The sequence below is a fragment of the Paenibacillus sp. FSL H3-0310 genome (assembly GCF_038002785.1).
GTDB lineage: Bacteria > Bacillota > Bacilli > Paenibacillales > Paenibacillaceae > Paenibacillus_AQ > Paenibacillus_AQ odorifer.
This window is the reverse complement of sequence record NZ_JBBODC010000003.1, coordinates 577,420-594,972: the sequence shown is the minus strand read 5'-3', so window position 1 is coordinate 594,972 and position 17,553 is coordinate 577,420. Positions and strand designations below refer to the sequence as shown.

Annotated in this window: 15 protein-coding genes; 4 read left to right on the top strand and 11 right to left on the bottom strand. The window is 43.5% G+C overall.

The features are described from left to right. The coding region (locus MHH63_RS28540) for a DUF2161 family putative PD-(D/E)XK-type phosphodiesterase (RefSeq protein ID WP_341172339.1) at positions 1–274 on the top strand (274 nt) is incomplete at its 5' end. A 972-nt stretch (positions 275–1,246) separates the two neighbouring features. Here the strand turns inward: MHH63_RS28540 and MHH63_RS28535 are convergent. Continuing rightward, complete coding sequence (locus MHH63_RS28535) at positions 1,247–2,464, bottom strand: aminotransferase-like domain-containing protein (RefSeq protein WP_076103987.1); 1,218 nt, start codon at positions 2,462–2,464, stop codon at positions 1,247–1,249. 144 nt (positions 2,465–2,608) lie between these two features. Next, positions 2,609–3,265 carry a response regulator transcription factor gene (locus tag MHH63_RS28530; RefSeq protein ID WP_036684433.1) on the bottom strand — a complete coding sequence of 219 codons (657 nt, stop codon included), beginning with the start codon at positions 3,263–3,265 and terminating at the stop codon, positions 2,609–2,611. A gap of 284 nt (positions 3,266–3,549) precedes the next feature. Between MHH63_RS28530 and MHH63_RS28525 the strand changes: the two genes are divergently transcribed. Further along, positions 3,550–3,957: a hypothetical protein gene (locus MHH63_RS28525; protein ID WP_036684435.1), complete on the top strand. Its 408-nt coding sequence runs from the start codon at positions 3,550–3,552 to the stop codon at positions 3,955–3,957. After that, positions 3,954–5,018 carry a phosphodiester glycosidase family protein gene (locus MHH63_RS28520; protein ID WP_341172338.1) on the top strand — a complete coding sequence of 355 codons (1,065 nt, stop codon included), beginning with the start codon at positions 3,954–3,956 and terminating at the stop codon, positions 5,016–5,018. The genes MHH63_RS28525 and MHH63_RS28520 overlap by 4 nt, the downstream gene beginning before the upstream one ends. 346 nt (positions 5,019–5,364) lie before the next feature. Here MHH63_RS28520 and MHH63_RS28515 read toward each other — a convergent pair whose 3' ends face one another. The 8 genes from MHH63_RS28515 to MHH63_RS28480 form a co-directional block, all read right to left on the bottom strand. Continuing rightward, positions 5,365–5,619 (bottom strand): AbrB/MazE/SpoVT family DNA-binding domain-containing protein, encoded by a 255-nt coding sequence (locus MHH63_RS28515; RefSeq protein WP_036684437.1) that lies wholly within the window; start codon positions 5,617–5,619, stop codon positions 5,365–5,367. Positions 5,620–5,745: 126 nt separating this feature from the next. Then, positions 5,746–6,210, bottom strand: a complete 465-nt coding sequence (gene trmL, locus MHH63_RS28510) for a tRNA (uridine(34)/cytosine(34)/5-carboxymethylaminomethyluridine(34)-2'-O)-methyltransferase TrmL (protein WP_076218323.1) — start codon at positions 6,208–6,210, stop codon at positions 5,746–5,748. A gap of 124 nt (positions 6,211–6,334) precedes the next feature. After that, positions 6,335–7,423, bottom strand: coding sequence for a 3-phosphoserine/phosphohydroxythreonine transaminase (gene serC, locus MHH63_RS28505; RefSeq protein ID WP_076141387.1), 1,089 nt, complete (start codon positions 7,421–7,423; stop codon positions 6,335–6,337). Positions 7,424–7,529: 106 nt separating this feature from the next. After that, positions 7,530–8,417, bottom strand: a complete 888-nt coding sequence (locus tag MHH63_RS28500) for a hypothetical protein (RefSeq protein ID WP_341172337.1) — start codon at positions 8,415–8,417, stop codon at positions 7,530–7,532. A gap of 111 nt (positions 8,418–8,528) precedes the next feature. After that, a complete protein-coding gene (locus MHH63_RS28495; RefSeq protein ID WP_341172336.1) occupies positions 8,529–11,267 on the bottom strand; it encodes a GH36-type glycosyl hydrolase domain-containing protein in 2,739 nt (912 codons plus the stop codon). Positions 11,268–11,296: 29 nt separating this feature from the next. Next, complete coding sequence (locus tag MHH63_RS28490) at positions 11,297–12,133, bottom strand: carbohydrate ABC transporter permease (protein ID WP_036684447.1); 837 nt, start codon at positions 12,131–12,133, stop codon at positions 11,297–11,299. After that, positions 12,133–13,026, bottom strand: a complete 894-nt coding sequence (locus tag MHH63_RS28485; RefSeq protein ID WP_076126435.1) for a carbohydrate ABC transporter permease — start codon at positions 13,024–13,026, stop codon at positions 12,133–12,135. The genes MHH63_RS28490 and MHH63_RS28485 overlap by 1 nt, the downstream gene beginning before the upstream one ends. Before the next feature lie 127 nt (positions 13,027–13,153). After that, on the bottom strand, positions 13,154–14,524 hold the full coding sequence (locus MHH63_RS28480) for an ABC transporter substrate-binding protein (protein WP_341172335.1): 1,371 nt from the start codon (positions 14,522–14,524) through the stop codon (positions 13,154–13,156). Positions 14,525–14,900: 376 nt separating this feature from the next. On the opposite strand from MHH63_RS28480, the gene MHH63_RS28475 reads away from it, so the two are divergent. Continuing rightward, entirely contained in the window at positions 14,901–15,935 is a 1,035-nt protein-coding gene (locus MHH63_RS28475; RefSeq protein WP_076101584.1) for a LacI family DNA-binding transcriptional regulator, read from the top strand. Between the two features lie 135 nt (positions 15,936–16,070). Here MHH63_RS28475 and glnA read toward each other — a convergent pair whose 3' ends face one another. Beyond that, positions 16,071–17,495, bottom strand: coding sequence for a type I glutamate--ammonia ligase (gene glnA / locus MHH63_RS28470; RefSeq protein ID WP_341172334.1), 1,425 nt, complete (start codon positions 17,493–17,495; stop codon positions 16,071–16,073). Between the last annotated feature and the right edge of the window lie 58 nt (positions 17,496–17,553).

Sequence of the window (17,553 nt, the reverse complement as noted above, 5' to 3'; positions counted from 1 at the left end):
AAGCGGTGCCCCTAGCGCTGCCTCAAGCACGCTTCCAGCGGCCGTATTGGCCGCAGGAAGCGCTCCCCGCTCGGCCGGCATCACTCCGGCCGAGCTGCGGAAGCGTAGCGGCGTACCCACCGCCGCCGCTATGCTTCAGAATAACTACTACGGCTGGTTTCACCGGGTAAGCCGTGGGCGTTACACCCTAACCCCAGCCGGTCATGCGGCGCTGGTGGAATATGCCGCGATAACAAGCGGCGTACCCAATAACAGCAATCATCCCATTAATTAGCTAACCTAGCCTGGACAGTACTTCTATCGACTATTTCTTTTTAGTCGGGTCTTATTCTTTTAGCTCGGTTCTAATCATTTACTCAGACTTTAAACTTATTATTCTGATGCACACATAACATGTGTAAGTAACGCCAAAAAGCATCCCAACTACGGGATGCTTTTTCGTATGTCTTATCTTATTTAAATCCTATCACTGTGCATTCCATGTTCTTAACTTACACTTAACATATTAGTATCTGGTGCGTACCACGCTCTTACTACACTCATATCACATTTAGATTACATTTTTAACACACTAGTATCTCATACGTACCATGTCTTATTTTACTCATATCTCATTAGTACTCATACGTTCCTATTCGAATTGCATTCTTACCGCGTGTTTAACTCGCTCTTCCCACATTCGTAAATCATTCTCATCACATTAGTAACTCTTTCGTACCACGTTCATATCTCACTCTTACCACGTTCATATCTCTGCGTACCTCATCCAGCTCTACTTGACTGTACTTAACTAACTTATTTACAATCTTCGAACACGAGCGCTATTTACTAATTACTATTTTCTCTACTCTTGCTTTAACAAGCTACTCTTGCTGAATCATTCAAAACAAAATAAGCTTTAAAAACACCATTCCGAAAAAGGCACACTAAGTTATTAGGGAAATCCTCCCCAATATTCTTCGATTCACACGCTAAAAACTGCATTTTAGGGAATTCCTCCCTGATTTTCGCCAGATTTACCCCTAAAACGGGGAATCCCTTGATTTTTTAGGGAGAAATTCCCTAAATAGTCCATTTTAGAGTTCAAATCGACCAGTTTTAGGGAGGATTTCCCTAATTAATCTCACATTACGAGCTTCGTCTTGCCCGACTTGTAATTCTGTCCGTGTTTTAGCTCTAAGAGTGTCTTCTGTTTTAATCATGTCATTCATTTCAATCATTTCATTCCCAACTTTCATTCCACTACCTAACTCCGTGCTGTGAACTCCTTAACCGCTTCGCTCATCAGATTCATGCCAAGCAGCAGCTCATCCCGGCCGGGATGGCTAAAGTTAAGGCGAAGGTGATTGCTGACTCCATCTACACTACATAACGGACCTGGCAAAAAAGCCACTCCCTTACCTAGCGCACATTTGAGCAACGCCATAACATCCATTCCCTCTGGTGGTGCGACCCACAGGAACATGCCTCCTGATGGAAGGTCATAGGAGCTGCCCTTCCAAGCAGGCCGCTTGAGCAGTTCCACCATAAGCTTCAGACGGGTGTTATACTCTCGATTCAGCTGCGCGATATGCTCACGCAGATCAAACGCAGACACATCCAATAAATGATGCAGCAGCCGCTGATTTAATGCGCTCGACTGCCAATCGGCCATCTGCTTAGCCGCAGACATCATTCTGATCAAGACTCGGCTGCCTGCCGCCCAGCCCGTCCGCAGCGCGGGCGCAACGGTCTTGCTGAACGAACCGATATAAAGCACGTGTCCGCCATCGCTGATATTTTCCAGTGCATACAAAGACGGATATCTTTTAGCCTTTTGTTCACCCTGCTTCTGGAAGTGCAAATCCCCATAAGAATCATCTTCCACAATCAAGATGTTATATGCGATACATAAATCCAATACTGCGCGGCGTCTCTCCAGACTCCATAAAATGCCGCTTGGATTAGTAAAGCTAGGGGTTGCGAACAGCATTTTCGGCTTATGCAGCTCAATCTGGCTCCGCAAATGCTCCGGATCAAGCCCGTCCAAATCACCCTGTACAGGAATAATAACGGCCCCCTGCATCCGAAGAGTCTGCAAAAATCCTGGAGAGGTCGGATTTTCTACTAATACACGATCTCCTGGATCAATATACACCCGTGACAACAAATCAATGGCTTGCTGGCTACCCGTTGTTAGCAGAACTCCACCCTCAACAACATTTACCCCTTTTTCTTTAAGCCAATCCCCTGCGAGCCACTCCCGAAGCGGTCCGTACCCTGCAGGATCACCATATTGCAGTGCTCCCGCATCTGCTGAAATCACCGTAGATGCTGCTTCAGCAAGCAGTGACAATGGGAATAGTTCTTCCGCTGGTAATTCTTCAGCTAGCGATATCATGGAGCTTCTCCGTGTTTGGGTGCGGATACTAAGAAGCGATGACGACAACAATGTGTGTGCGCGAGCAGAAAATTCGTAAATCATGCGAAATCCCCCTTCCCTGTTACCAAGTAGAAACGGCTTCGTCATCCTCATCCAAGGATGGGATGGTTACCCATTCAACATGATATTCTTACTTCTACTCCAAGAATATTCCACCCCATACGTCATTATGTCGTAAAGCGTGGGTTAGGCGTAGATTTGCCTGTTTTGTCTTGAGAAGAGCGCGAATTTCTCAATCGCTTGTGCCCGGGTCGAAACATCTAGCTTTACATAGATTTTGCGCAAATAATTATCAATGGACCGACGGCTTACCGCAATTTCAAGCGCAATTTTATCGTAGGTAATCCCTTGAACGATTCGCTCCATGATAAACATCTCTGTCTCCGTCAGTTGCAGAACATCATCTAATCCTTTAAATGTCGAAATCGGCCAAGCTCCTTTTTCAATCCATTCCAACGGCATTGAAAGAAAACCCTCCCGTAAACCCAGGATCAGCTGTAAAAGCTGACGGGGAGAAGCTCCCTTCGAGAATATCCCGCTGGCTCCTAGTTCTACGAGGGGCTGAAGCAGTTCTCGCCCGTCTTCGTCTGTCATCACGACAAAATGTGAGTTTGGTGAGCTTTTTTTCATATTTAACAGCACACTCTCAATATTCCCCTCAGGCATATGATAATCTACTAGCACTAGCTCGGGATTTTTTTCCCTTACGATGGTAGCGCCTTCGTCCCAAGTGGAATACATTCCCAGAACCTTAAGCCCCTCTTCCTCTTCCAAAATCAATTTTGTCCCCAGCATACTTGTAGGATGACACCCCACAATGACCACCTGCCAAACCTTCATCATTAATGCCCTGACCCCCTGCTCTATATATAATCATCTAGAAAGGAAAGCGCCGCAGCGTTTCCGGTTAAAACGCAAGCAAGGCTGTATGATGACTTGTCTGTATAATCTCTAGCTGGTTACCTTGTGTACGTCTATCAGAATTCCAATCTATAGAAATTGTATCGCAGTAGTTTAATAGGATGCAATTACTTTTTCTAGTTTTCATACTCTCTTACATTTTTGCGAATCTTGTCAAAGTCTGATAGAATGGGGACTTGAAAAAAAGACCAACCCGAGGTGATAAAATGCAACCGCTAGCGGAAACGTCCCCGGTACGCTCGCGCTCTACTACTGCGAGAAACGGCCCTTCCGTAAAATGGTTTTTACTGTTCTGGATTATGATGATCGGACTCGGCGTATATGCTGTATACAGCTACACGAACCATCTGAAGCAACAGGTGCTTACCGAACTTAGTACTCAGAGCCAGCAGCAGCTTACCGTTTTGAAGACCGACTATGAAGCAAAAATTGCCGTTCTCTCTGAAGAAGTGAAGGAATTGCAGAATACAGTGCAAAGCTTTAACGAACTATTAACCTTCACTAAAGATAATGCTAGTGCCAAGACAGATAACAGCAACAAGCTATATACGCAATTGAGTGAGGTAAGCAAACAGTTAGAAGCTTTGAAGAAAGAAATGGATCTGATCAAATGATGACGCCAGTCAAAAGAGTAAACCGCTTCTTCATGCTTCTAACTGCACCGTTCATAGGCTTGTTTATTTGTATGTCGTGGTATCGACCACCGCTACAGCTAGACCTTGATGTAGGACAATTCACACCAAGCGCTGGGCCAGTGAATGAAACAGCTTCCTTAAAAAAAGAGCTGACGCTGGCAGAGGCCTCCGCAGCTTACACCATTGATGCTGTCAGCGCTAGTGCCAAGCTATATAAAGAGACTACCACTACGATGAATAAGCTGGTCGAAACAGCACAGACTCAAGCGAACCGGCCTGAACTGATCTATAACCGCAGGATTTCAGCCAAGCTTGGTATACCTTCAGAGATCGTTACTAGCGACCGTATAAGAGTTGAGTTATATCGATTGAATCCAGGAAACTACAAAGCTTATGCGTTGAAAATCAAATTGAAGGACCCGACCGCTATGAAGATGAGCTTGGCGGAGACAGCCTACGGTGCGGAAACTACTATGCATGCCGTACAGCGTAATGGTGCCATTGCTGGTATTAATGCGGGCGGCTTTGCAGATCAATCCGGAAAACGTTATCCCTTAAGCACAACTGTAGTGGATGGAAAGTATTTATACGGTTTTGAGCCCACGTACAAGGACCTAAGTTTTGTTGGGCTGAACAAATCCGGGCAATTAATCGGAGGGAAATTCTACAGTCGCGCACAATTAGATCAGCTAGATCCGGTATTCGGCGCCACCTTTGTGCCTGTCCTCCTTAAAAACAACATCAAAACACCCATACCCGAAAAGTGGAAAACATCCCCTAATCGGGCACCACGTACCGTGATCGGCAAATATAAAGATGATCAGATCCTGCTTTTTGTAGCGGATGGATATAATGAGTATGGCAGCTCTGGTGCACAGCTGGAGGAGATTCAGAACAAATTATCGAATATGGGTCTCGTAGATGCTTATAATTTAGATGGTGGTGGCTCTTCCTCATTGATCTTTAACGGAAGAGTTATCAATAAACCATCCGATGGAAATCTAAGAGCTGTGCCAACGAATTTTCTGTTTTTTAAATAATATAGTAAATTGTCTATGTAACATATCACATTTGCGTTTATTTTTATTAAATTGCAGGTTATAATCTTGATAACGAATACATTCGCTATTGGAGGTGCCAGTATGTCGTTCTCATTAACCTTTTGGATCGTAATGTTCGTATTTGTGTTATTTACGGTCGGCATCCTTACCTCATCTTACAACGACGACAAAACAAAAGGCCTATAAAGCCGATATGTCCCTGCAGCCACTTGGTGCGGGGGCATTTTTTGTATACATAAAAAAACTGCCTCCCAAGTAGAAGAGTTCTACGAAGAGGACAGTTTTTTATAAGCTCTTGGCTGTCAAAATTCAAAATATGTACTTCTTAGGCATGTCTTGGCAATTGAGTCATTTCCGAAAGGCATGCAGAACAAATATAACGATCTTTATATTCGCTTACACCATCCATCGATCCACAGAAAACACATTTTGGACGGTAACGCTCCAAGATGATATGGTCACCCTGTACCAAAATTTCAACCGGGTCGCCTTCATTCATCTGATACCTTTTACGCAGGGACTTAGGCAGAACAATTCTACCCAACTGATCCACTTTGCGAACTACACCAGCAGGTTTCATAACTAACGTACACCTCTCCTGTTCAAGAAAAATTATTTAGTAGCTACTACTTATTTCGGCTCTTTCAATATATTTCGTTACCTAATTGTCGAATCCTGCTGAAAAAAATAAAAAATTTGTCTTTTTTTAAATAAGATTAGGGAAATCCAATTGTCGAAGCGCCTCGTACACAATAATTGCTGCCGAATTGGATAAATTCAGAGATCTCACAGCATCACTCATTGGCATGCGCATTTTTGTTTCTTTACCTGCTTCTAGAATCTCTGCAGAAAGCCCCTTCGTTTCCTTGCCAAAAACAAAAAAATCGCCATCTTGGAACTTAAAGTCGCTGTATCTTTTCTCTGCTTTCGTCGTTGCGTAAAAGAAACGCCCCTCGCTATATTTCTCCAAAACCTCAGCAAAGGAGTCGTGATATTCAATAGTAACAGCATGCCAATAGTCTAATCCTGCTCTTTTTAATGTAGCATCGTCAGTACGGAATCCGAGTGGACGAACCAAGTGAAGATGAGTGCCGGTAGCGGCGCAAGTACGCGCAATGTTGCCAGTATTGGCCGGAATTTCCGGCTCGACTAATACGATATGGAGTGCCATTATATGGTTCCTTCCTCTCTAAAGGCTTAATAGCCAGATGTTTTACTCTAGTGCCTAACCATAGCTTCTCCAAACAAACTGAAAACCTTCCACCAAGAAGGCGGAAGGTTATAGATAGAATTCATTAACCTTGAGTTTGCCGGAAATGGTTCATGAAATCGGATAGTGCTTTTACACTTTCGTAAGGAACTGCATTATAGATGGAAGCACGCAAGCCCCCAACACTGCGATGACCCTTTAAGCCGACAAAACCTTCCAGTTCAGCAGCTTTGACAAACTGCTTTTCGAGTTCTTCTGATTGCATCCGGAAAGTAACGTTCATAATAGAGCGGCTGCCTTGTTCTGCAACACCACGGTAGAAACCGTCACTTCCATCGATGTGATCATATAACAGACCCGATTTTTCAAGGTTCTTGGAATGGATGCCAGCTAAGCCGCCTTGCTCCTCAATCCATTTTAATACTTCGTTCACCATATATACAGAGAAAGATGGAGGTGTATTGTAAAGAGAGTTATTCTTATAATGAGTGCTGTAACGCATGATAGTAGGAATGTTAGAAGGTGATTCTGCAAGCAATTCTTCTTTCGCGATAACTACAGTCACACCTGAAGGTCCAAGGTTCTTTTGTGCTCCGGCATAGATCATTCCGAATTGGTTCACATCGATTGGACGGCAAAGTATATCACTAGACATATCCGCGATTAACGGAATCGAGCCTGCATCCGGAAATTCTGCATATTGCGTTCCTTCAATGGTCTCGTTGGAAGTAACATGAAGGTAAGCAGCATTCTCCGCAGCTTTGATCGAACTTAATTCAGGTATAGCCAAGAATTTCTTATCTTCGGAAGAAGCAGCAACATGAGCGCCTCCTACCAATTTGGCTTCTTTATAAGCTTTATCTGCCCAGCTACCTGTCATTACATAGCTACCTACTTGGCCTTCGGAAATCAAGTTCATAGGGATCATTGCAAACTGCGTGCTTGCTCCGCCTTGTAAGAACAATACCTTATAGCCCTTCGGATTGCCGAGGAGCGAAAGCAGACGTTCCTGCGCTTCATTATGCACGGATTCGTAAATTGCACCACGGTGCGACATCTCCATGATAGACATTCCACTTTCCCGGAAATCAACAAACTCCGCTTGTGCGCGTTCCAGTACCGTAAGCGGCAATGCTGCCGGTCCGGCATTAAAATTGTATGCTCTCTTATTCAAAACTGCTCCCCACCCTTTCTCTCCTATCAATATGGATATGGTTATGATAGCAATATTCTCCCGCACCAGCAAGTATAATTATTCACATAAAAGGTTAAGACGGTACTCATTTCGCAGTGAAAAACCGGTAAGATCGGCGCCAGCTCTTGCTTTGACGCGGTAAAAGACTAATGTTCACAAATACTTCAGGAGAGACTACATGACCTTCTCCCCACAGGGCCATACGTTCTACTGGAAAGTCCCCACTCTCTCGCACGCCTGTTCCACTAGGCTTATGAACCAACTCCCAGGTGAACTCATTTTCCTGACCTTCCCAACCGCTCAACTTGCAATAAAAGGGTTTATCCGGTTCCTTTGACCAAGTAAGGGTATTCCCGGATACCTCTAGCAATTCTTTCGTATAGGAGGATTCTGGTTCTACTACCTTAAGTTCCCTCGGAAGACGTAGTTCGAAATCCTGCCCAATATTCAACCCATCGATTCCGATGAAGTTGTGAATATATTCCTCCGTATGGAAAGGCTTTTGCCCTTTGTTATGCAGTCCATATGCAATTATTAATTGATCCCCCTGTAAAGAAATCATTTTGGTTAGCTGCACAGCATATCCGTTGCTTTCCATTGGGTGGATCGTATATGTGACCGCATCATTCCCTGCTTCGATATCCTTACTAAAAGAGGTTAAGGGGAACTCCTCATTGAAACTGTATAATGGGGAAGTTCCTTTTTGTAATAATCCGACTCCGATTTTTGGAAACCAGCCTCCGATTGGTGCTTCATCATATCCAATTGCCCGGGAAATGCCAAACTCATTACAAAGCCCCTTGCCTCCAGTTCCTTCGCCTGGCTTCAAGCTTTCCGGCACACAAAACGTATGTTTCCCCTCTTCTAATGTCACCTGTGTAATAAATCCTGTCCAGTCAAAACGAGTGCCCTTATACTCTCCGATATCAGCGATATCGACAGTTAATATGCCATTTGACAGTCTGCAACCCATACCTAACGCGCCCTTTCGTTCATTGTTACAATGAATAAATATTCATTATTGAAAAAAACGTCTGCAGCCGCTATGAATAACGGTGCAGACGTCTTAAAATATCGTATAAAGCTACGCCAATGTCACTTCAATCAAGTGGCATTTCTCTGTCTGCAGAGAGAGCAACTCTTCACGCGGAATAATCGCACTTCCTGAGCCGCGCTGCAGCGTCACCTCGCTGCCATTCAGGGTAACAGAGTGTATTTGGTACTCCCCGTAGTTTAAGCTTCCTGTGGCTTTATAGACCACTTCAAACTCGCGATCCGCGAAGATTGTCTTAATAGAGGCCTTTCCCTCGGAATCAAACTGCTCTTTAACAAGCTTCGGTTCCAACAAAAGATCACCTAGCTTACCTTTTACACCAAATACTTCAGTAACCATAGTTAACAGCAGCCAGCTCGCTGATCCTGTTAAATACGTATACATCCCTCTGCCTTGCTCGTTAATATACTCAGGAATTCCTGGGTATATGCGGGCTTTTGCAAAGTCAGTACTTAAGCTATACAGAGATTCTAGTACTTTATGTCCTTCTTTCACATATCCGCGTTTATACAACGCATTGCCATACATGATGGTCATGTGACTGAACATAGCACCGTTCTCTTTATGTCCAAAAGCAAAGCCAAAGGCGCGACCCAGATTTTGCTGGATCCCTCCAAAACGGGAATTAAGTCTGTACCCAATTTTGTCATCCAGTAGGTTACGATCCACGGCGGCAATGATATGCGGAATTTGCTCTGGCGCAGCTGCATGACCCATCAGCGGGAATACTTGACCTGTAAGCGTCATTCGAACGCCTTCTGCAAATTCCCCTTCCACTTGTTCTCCATCATTATTATAATAACCGTTAAACCAGCCTCCACCGTGTTCACTTTCCACCCACTCATTGCGGCGCAAGTGATTAAAGATCCACTCTGCTTTTTGTTCCAGATCGTCCGCTACCGTCTCTATGTCGAGTGCTACACGAATACCGCTAACTTTGTTCGGAGCGGCAGCATAATATTGATTAAGTCTTTCATGCTTGCCTGATACAGATTCATAATCCACTTGCTCACCAAGCGAATCTAGCAATAGTTTCATTTCTTCTGCCAATTCAACTGTCTCTTGCCCTTTAGAAGTCTTTAGCGTACGCAGCACACGAGAAATATCCAATAAGTTACTTGCGTAGAATGCTGTGAAAGCTACACTCTCACCCCGGTCTGCGCCCATATCAAGACCATCATTCCAGTCTGCGCCCTCCAGCAGGATATTATTGTGCTCTCCAACATTAAAGAACGGAACCAGATTTTGCAGCAGAATATGCTCCAGAATCGTACCTTTATAAACCTCACCAGAAGTTGTTCTGAGATCACTTCCTAGCGAGGTATCCCATGAAGTATCGCGTTCCTTACAGCGACTCATAAAGGTATCGCGGAAATACGTCTGTTCCTGCAATAAGAAATCAAGATCACCACTCTGATCCAGATATAACATAGTAGTTAAGAACGGCCAAGCTCCATGATCCATCCACACCCGCGGGATGTTGTTACGGTCGGCAATAAATTCACCAGGCTGTTGACCGATAATAGTGGCATTACTTCCATCTATTCTTACCCCAGCGTAGTTGTTCAGCAGTAAGCTGCGTACTTCAGCCGGTTCCATAATAAGGAGTGCTAGACAATCCTGCCAAAGATCCCGCCAGCCACGTCCGCCTCTTCCATAATCATGATAAGGCAAGAAGGAGTTACCATAAAGTCTTCTCAGCACGGGTTGAATCGTAACCCATTTCATCCATTGGTCAGCATCTGAATCACCGGTATGAAATTCTACCATATTCACTTTATCTGCCCAGAAGGCTTTAGTCTCCTCAAGCAAATGATCAAAAGCTTCAGATGTACCATATTTGTTCATCAAAGCATCCACGTCAATTCTCTCATTATGGATCGCCATAACTACTATATAAGAATGGCTGTCACCAGGAGACAGAGTAAGCGCCTCGTAACGAAGACCCCCGATAGCCTCATATCCCTCTCTTTGTACGCCTCCGCCCTTGCCAATCTCCGGCGTGTTGTTCAGGATAACAGCTTCTGGCCAATCCAGGCTTCCACCTTCTCCAATGAACTCCTCCTGCACCGGAAAGAACCCCGCAGGTTGACTGCCGTCACCCTCTGCACCAAATACTCCATAAGAAGTGTGATTGATGCGGTGTCCCCGCTCATCAAAGGAGAGCGCAGGCTGAACCTCAACACCATAGGGTGAAGTATAAATCCGGTTAAGCAAAGAGGTTACATGTCTATGATCGCGCAGATCATCCGCCGAACGCGCGTAAATCGGAACTACCGCTGTCGGTGTCAGCGTAATAGCCTCTGCTGCTGTATTGGTCAACTTAACCTTCATTAATTCGATTTTATCATTACCACTTGGCACAAAGCTGGTGATTTCTGCTTTAACACCCATCTCTGCGTTACAACGCGTTACGCGTTGCCACAAGAAACCAGCCTCTAGTACCGCTTCATCAGTAGACGATGTATAAAAATCGGCATTTTGCTTAGCGGAGTTCCCCACTGCCGACCAAGCTCCCTTGCCGTCTACGTATACCCAGAAGTTGCGGGAAGCCCGCGAATTATGCAAATCTTCAACCGATAATGGCGGTGTCAAAAATGTATTATGACCTGTGGTAACCTGACCATGAAGTTTTGGAGTTACTGTCGACATCATTCCCCCTTCATTCACTAGAGGGAAATATAGAAAACTGCTGCGATCCGGTTGCTGAAGCCTGAATTCCCCATCATTTCCGGTGAATTCGAAGCCATGAATTTTATTACGATCCATTCTCTCCATCCTCTCATTTACACAACTACTTAAGCTTTAACCGCACCTGCCAATGCACCGTCAACGATATACTTTTGAATGAAGGTGTATAGGATGATAAGCGGTGCAGATACGATCATGATCCCGCACGCCAACATAGGCCAGTTGTTTCCGTATTGACCGCGGAATTCTTTAAGCCCGAAGGTGATTGGATAGTTTTCTGGACTCGGTAAATACATGACCGGTCCCACGAAGTCATTCCAGATACTAATAGCTGTTAGAATAACACCTGTAGCAATTACTGGTTTCATAAGTGGCATGATGATCTGGAACAAATAACGCATATATCCAGCACCATCCATACCTGCTGCTTCATCCATCTCCCGGCTAATTCCTTTGATGTAACCTACAAACATCATGAACACGATACCCGTTCCGCCTGTTTTAAGGAGAATGTAACCCAGCTTCGTGTCATAACCTACAAATCCTAGCTCCTGTTTCATGGTAAGCATCAGCTTGAACTGTGCGACCATTGGATTCGGCAGGAACTGAGACATCAAGAAGAACAAATAAATAAATCCGCTCCACTTCACATAATTTCTCGCCACCGGGAAGGCCCCAAATAACGAAACAATTAGGGTCAGCACTGTTGCTACGGCTGTATACAGCAGACTGTTTAAGAAATAATTAGAGAAATTCCCCTGTAGCCAAGCTTCTTTATAATTATCCCATTGAATACTTTTTACGAGACCGATAGGATCTAGCAGATATTCTGTAAAGGACTTGAATGAAATATTGATTACAAATAACAACGGCATGATATACAAAACAAGCAACACTGCAATCAGAATATAAGAGAGAGTTTTGGCGGTTTTGGAATCCTTCATTAATATTCCACCTCTCTCTTACGCATTTGTTTCACTGCAAATACTACAAACACCAGAATCATAAGGAACTGAACCACGGAAAGCGCGGAAGGAAGTCCCATCTGTAGAGAACCACGGAACGTCTCTTTATAAACGTCATATGCCATCGTTCTTGTGTTAAAGCGACCGTCCGTAGTTGCGAGAATAATATCAAAGGTGGACATCGCACCGATAATAGACAAAATAATGTTAATCGTAAAGGATGGAGCGATAAGTGGGAATGTGATATTTTTAAAAGATTGCCACTTCGTAGTTCCGTCTATATATCCAGCCTCATACAAATCTTTCGGTACGGATTGTAGTCCCGCAAGGAAAATCAACATCGAATATCCCATATACATCCAAATTTGCGTAAATATAATATAACCGAACGCATGAGTGAAGCTTCCAAAGAACATATCTTTATAACCGAACAAAGAATCATACAGTTGGTTAACCGGACCACTCAGCGGATCGAACATCATGCCCCATACCAGTGCAACTACCGCCACACCAAGCACAACCGGTAAAAAGAATACCGCGCGATAGAAATAATCGCCTTTCAGCTTCTGATTGATAACTACGGCCATAAGCAGACCGACACCGTTCTGTACAATGGTTACAATGACCATGAAATAAATAGTACGTATAATGGAATCCCAACGCTCGCCTGAATTTCCTGAGTAAAATACATCATAATAATTGTCAAGGCCTACGAAACTCATCTTGCTTCCAGGAACGTTAGTGATATCTGTAAATGAATAGATGACCGTCATCATAGATGGGCCAAAATAGAAAATTACATACAATGATAATGGAATCATTAGCAGCAGAAGCGGTATATATCGTTTAAAACCTTTCCCGAACGGATACATTTCTCTCACCTACCCAATCCTAATTCAATAAAATGATCGGGGCCTGCACAAAACAGACCCCGAAGCTGTAAAACATGTTTGGTGTACAGTATGTTGTAGATTCTTTTTTATTTATCGGGATAGCTACTTATTTAGGTGCTGCTGCTTCCCATTCTTTTTGTTGTACATCTGCAAGCTCTTTAGCGGTTTTAAACTCGCCGCCTGGTGCCAAATACTCAGTGTGAACGCCTTCAGCTGCAATGTGTTCACCAACGTTGTCACGGTTAATCATCATAATTTCATAAGCAAGTTCGAAATCTCCAGTCATGTATGGAGCAAGTTCTTTGTCAATAAAATCACTCTCAGTGGCAATATTGTCTTGTGTAGGCAAGAATCCTGCTGCTTTAACATATTCTGTGTAATTTTCTGGTTCAGAGAAGAATTCCAGCCATTTCAAAGCACCTTCTTTGTTCGGGCCTTTTTCTGCTGCATACCAAGTTACATCGTATTTACCGACAAGAGAATTATTCTTAGCAGCATCTTCTGTAGCTGGGATTGGGAAGTAACCAAATTTCACATCTGGATTTGCTGCCGCGATCGTAGGAGCATCCCAAGTTCCGTCAGCAATCATAGCTGCTTTTCCTGTTGCGAAAAACGAAGGTGCTGTTGCATAGTCGATACCCAAGAAACCGTCGATGATGTAGTTATCTTGAAGCGTCTTCATTTTCTCCAATACTTCTACAGCCTCAGCATCGTTAAATGCCGAAGTTCCCTTCCAAACGCCCTCAATCCATTGTTGTTGGTTGCCGCCACCCAGAATCTTAGCTTGCAAACCGAACACTGGCAGTTTCAATGGCCATACGTCTTTACCAGCCACTACGATTGGAACAATACTCTTAGCTTTCAATGTATCTAGAACACTAATGAACTCTGTCCAAGTTGTAGGTACATTCAGACCGTTTTGTTCAAAAATTTCTTTATTATAGAAGAATCCTGACATTGCTACTTTACCGGTTGGGATTGCATACACTTTATCTTTATAAGTGCCGGCTTTAGCAATATCATTCGCATTGTAGTTTTTAACGAAAGCTTCGTTGCTCAGATCAGCAATCAGTCCGGAATCAATCCATTGTTGCCAGTCTGGCACTTTCGCACCTGGTGTCCAATCTTTCGGGGACAATCTCATACCGGATAGATCGGCAAGAACATCTACGTCACCAGCTGTAATTCTTGCTCTTTGTGCTTGTTTGAATTCATCATCCGGACCCGTGGTTGTGTACTCCACTTTGTATTCCGGATATTTTTCTTCAAACTTTTTATTAATTTCTGTAATGACCTTGTTAATATTCTCTTGTTTCCAGTGTAAAATCTTAATCACTTTCTTATCACCAGATGCAGGCTTGTTTGTTCCGCTGCCCGGAGTAGCCTCACCATTCGCGTTGTTATTGCTGTTTCCACATGCTGCTAATGAGAGCACTAGCGCTGAGCTCAACAATACCGCAGAAAGCTTCTTTACCATTTTGTTACCCCCCAGATAATTTGTTATGACCCTTTTAACGAAACCACATGCTAATTTCTGAAAATCACGAAACAGTAAGGACGATATCACAGAAAGCGGTTTCGGTGTTTTTATTATTACATCGTTATTTGTCTTTGTAAAGTCTTTTTTCTTTGTTCGTTTTTGAACGTTATTTGAACCGATTATTCAAAAAAACCTTTAAAACCAAGCATAATCCTAGTTTAAGAGTAAACATTCCATTGACTATAATCTTATTGAACTATAAAATAAGTAACGAAACTATTTCGTAAATCATAAATTCAAGTCATAAAAAATAGCCTTGAGTAGATTTTAAACATATATTACGGAACATTTTTCACTATAAGGGGGACTTAATTTGGCCTACAGCATCAAAGATATAGCGAAAATTGCTGGAGTTTCTGTTTCGACAGTATCCAAAATCATTAATAACTACAGTGATATTTCGGAAGATACCAAGACAAGGGTTCAACAAATTATAAAAGAAACTGGATATACCCCCTCCAATTCAGCTAAAACATTGGCTACGAAATCATCCAATCTAATCGGAGTGATTTTTGCCGGAATGCTGAATGTCGACTTTACCCACCCTTTTTTCATTGAGGTGCTAAATTCATTCAAAAAACAAATGGGACTACTAGGTTACGACCTTATCTTTTTTTCCAATGAAAAATTCCAAAGTGGCGATACTAACGATTATCTTGCCCGTTGCCAGCATTTTAATGTAGATGGGTGTGTGCTTCTATCCGGACAGGAGCTAGAAACCTCTATCAGCGAATTAGACAACAGTGCAATTCCGTGTATCGGCGTAGATTTAAAGCTGACCGGTGACAACTCTGGTTTTATCATGTCGGATAATTTCAAAATGTCCTCCAAAGTGGTGGAACACTTTTACTTACTGGGCTATCGAGAGCTTGGCTACATCGGCAGTTCCTCAGATTCAGACATCTCCAATATGCGCGAAAGTGGTTATCGCAAAGCTCTTGAAGATTTAGGACTGCCTATTAACGAGAATTGGTTCTTAAACGGAAGTAACTTCTTTGAGGCCAGCGGGTATGAGACGATGCGTAGAATGATTGAGAATGGAAATTTACCTAGAGCGATCTTCGCGGCGTCGGATCAGCTTGCTATAGGGGCGATGCGTGCCCTTAAAGAGGCTTCTATCGCCGTTCCTGAAACTGTCGCAATTATTGGCTGTGATGATATCGAGGCCTGCAATTATACAACCCCCCTACTGACTACCATCCGCCAAAATAAAGATAAGATCGGTCGCCTAGCAGCTCTAATGCTATATGATCTAATAAACAACCAATCAGGCACGAGTTCTTTCAGCGTGGAGCCAGAGCTTATCATTAGAGAGTCCTGCGGCGCTCCTGAACGGGGGCTAGTATAGTCTTTCTTAGCATATAGTCATAGGGCACAGTAAAACCCATTACTTTTCCTGATTCATAAAAAAGAAGCTGCCCCAAGTAGAATTCACTACTTTTGAGACAGCTTCTTTTATTATAAAGATTATAATAGAGGAATCTTATAGATCGAAGTACAGGGCATATTCATGTGGATGAACACGAATTGCAACCTCTTGTGCTTCAGAACGTTTCAGAGCAATATAGTTATCGATGAAGTCCTTAGTAAATACGTCGCCTTCTGTTAGGAACTCGTAATCAGCTTCCAAAGAATCAAGCGCTTCGCTCAGGCTGCCTGGAACACTGCGGATTTTTTCTTTATCTGCATCAGACAATTCATAGATGTTCTTATCCAGAGGACCATAACCCAGTTCTTGCGGGTTAATCTTGTTCTTGATTCCGTCCAGACCTGCCATCAGCATTGCGGAGAATGCCAAGTAAGGGTTAGCTGTGGAATCCGGTGTGCGGAATTCGATACGACAGCCTTTTGGTGTCACAGCTGCTACCGGGATACGAACTGCTGCAGAACGATTTCCTTTGGAGTAAACCAAGTTAACCGGTGCTTCGTAGCCAGGAACCAGACGTTTAAAGGAGTTGGTGCTTGGGTTAGTCAAAGCGATCAATGCTGGTGCATGATACAAAATACCACCGATATAATGAAGAGCCATTTCGCTCAGGTTAGCATAAGCGCCTTTTTCGTAGAACAAAGGAGTGTCTCCGTCAAAGATGGATTGATGCACGTGCATTCCGCTACCGTTATCACCGAACAGCGGTTTTGGCATGAAGGTTGCTACCTTGCCATACTGACGTGCAGTGTTTTGTACAATATATTTATAAGTCATGAGATTATCAGCAGTTTTCTTCAAGGTATCAAAACGGAAGTTAATTTCCGCTTGACCTGCAGTGGCTACTTCATGGTGATGACGTTCAATGCGTAGTCCAACTTCAGCAAGCAGACGGCACATTTCACTGCGGATATCCTGTTGGGAGTCAACTGGTGCTACAGGAACATATCCACCTTTAACGCCAACTTTAAATGCCAAGTTGCCACCCTCTTCTTTACGACCCGTATTCCAAGCCGCTTCTTCAGAATCTACGAAGAATGAGGATCTGTTCATGCCACTTTCGTAACGAACATCGTCAAAGATAAAGAATTCTGATTCAGGCGCGAAGAATGCAGATGTACCTACTCCGCTTTTTTGCAGGAATTCTTCTGCTTTCACAGCAATACCGCGAGGATCGCGCTCATAACGTTCGCCATCAGGAGTGAAAATGTCGCACATCACGTTCAGCGTTGGATGAGCTGTAAACGGATCTATGAATACACTATTCGGATCAGGCATCATAACCATGTCTGATTCTTCAATACCACGGAAACCTTTGATGGAAGAACCGTCGAATGCTACCCCATTTACAAAAGTTTCATCTTCCACTTCAGAAGCTGGCAGAGAGATGTGGTGGGCACGACCACCTAAATCTACGAATCGAAAATCTACCCACTCGATATTGTTCTCTTTAATTGTTTTCAACACTTTTTCAACCGACATGAATTTTTCCTCCCCCAAGTTCCGAACATTAGGCCGCTCACAGTATGCAAATGTTCTT

Bases quoted from the DNA above. Each gene is read 5' to 3' on its own strand.
- MHH63_RS28500 (WP_341172337.1), bottom strand. From the start codon at position 8,417: ATGGGTTGCAGACTGTCAAATGGCATATTAACTGTCGATATCGCTGAT.
- MHH63_RS28525 (WP_036684435.1), top strand. From the start codon at position 3,550: ATGCAACCGCTAGCGGAAACGTCCCCGGTACGCTCGCGCTCTACTACT.
- glnA (WP_341172334.1), bottom strand. From the start codon at position 17,495: ATGTCGGTTGAAAAAGTGTTGAAAACAATTAAAGAGAACAATATCGAG.
- MHH63_RS28495 (WP_341172336.1), bottom strand. From the start codon at position 11,267: ATGGATCGTAATAAAATTCATGGCTTCGAATTCACCGGAAATGATGGG.
- MHH63_RS28535 (WP_076103987.1), bottom strand. From the start codon at position 2,464: ATGATTTACGAATTTTCTGCTCGCGCACACACATTGTTGTCGTCATCG.
- MHH63_RS28530 (WP_036684433.1), bottom strand. From the start codon at position 3,265: ATGATGAAGGTTTGGCAGGTGGTCATTGTGGGGTGTCATCCTACAAGT.
- MHH63_RS28490 (WP_036684447.1), bottom strand. From the start codon at position 12,133: ATGAAGGATTCCAAAACCGCCAAAACTCTCTCTTATATTCTGATTGCA.
- MHH63_RS28515 (WP_036684437.1), bottom strand. From the start codon at position 5,619: ATGAAACCTGCTGGTGTAGTTCGCAAAGTGGATCAGTTGGGTAGAATT.
- MHH63_RS28480 (WP_341172335.1), bottom strand. From the start codon at position 14,524: ATGGTAAAGAAGCTTTCTGCGGTATTGTTGAGCTCAGCGCTAGTGCTC.
- MHH63_RS28485 (WP_076126435.1), bottom strand. From the start codon at position 13,026: ATGTATCCGTTCGGGAAAGGTTTTAAACGATATATACCGCTTCTGCTG.
- trmL (WP_076218323.1), bottom strand. From the start codon at position 6,210: ATGGCACTCCATATCGTATTAGTCGAGCCGGAAATTCCGGCCAATACT.
- MHH63_RS28520 (WP_341172338.1), top strand. From the start codon at position 3,954: ATGATGACGCCAGTCAAAAGAGTAAACCGCTTCTTCATGCTTCTAACT.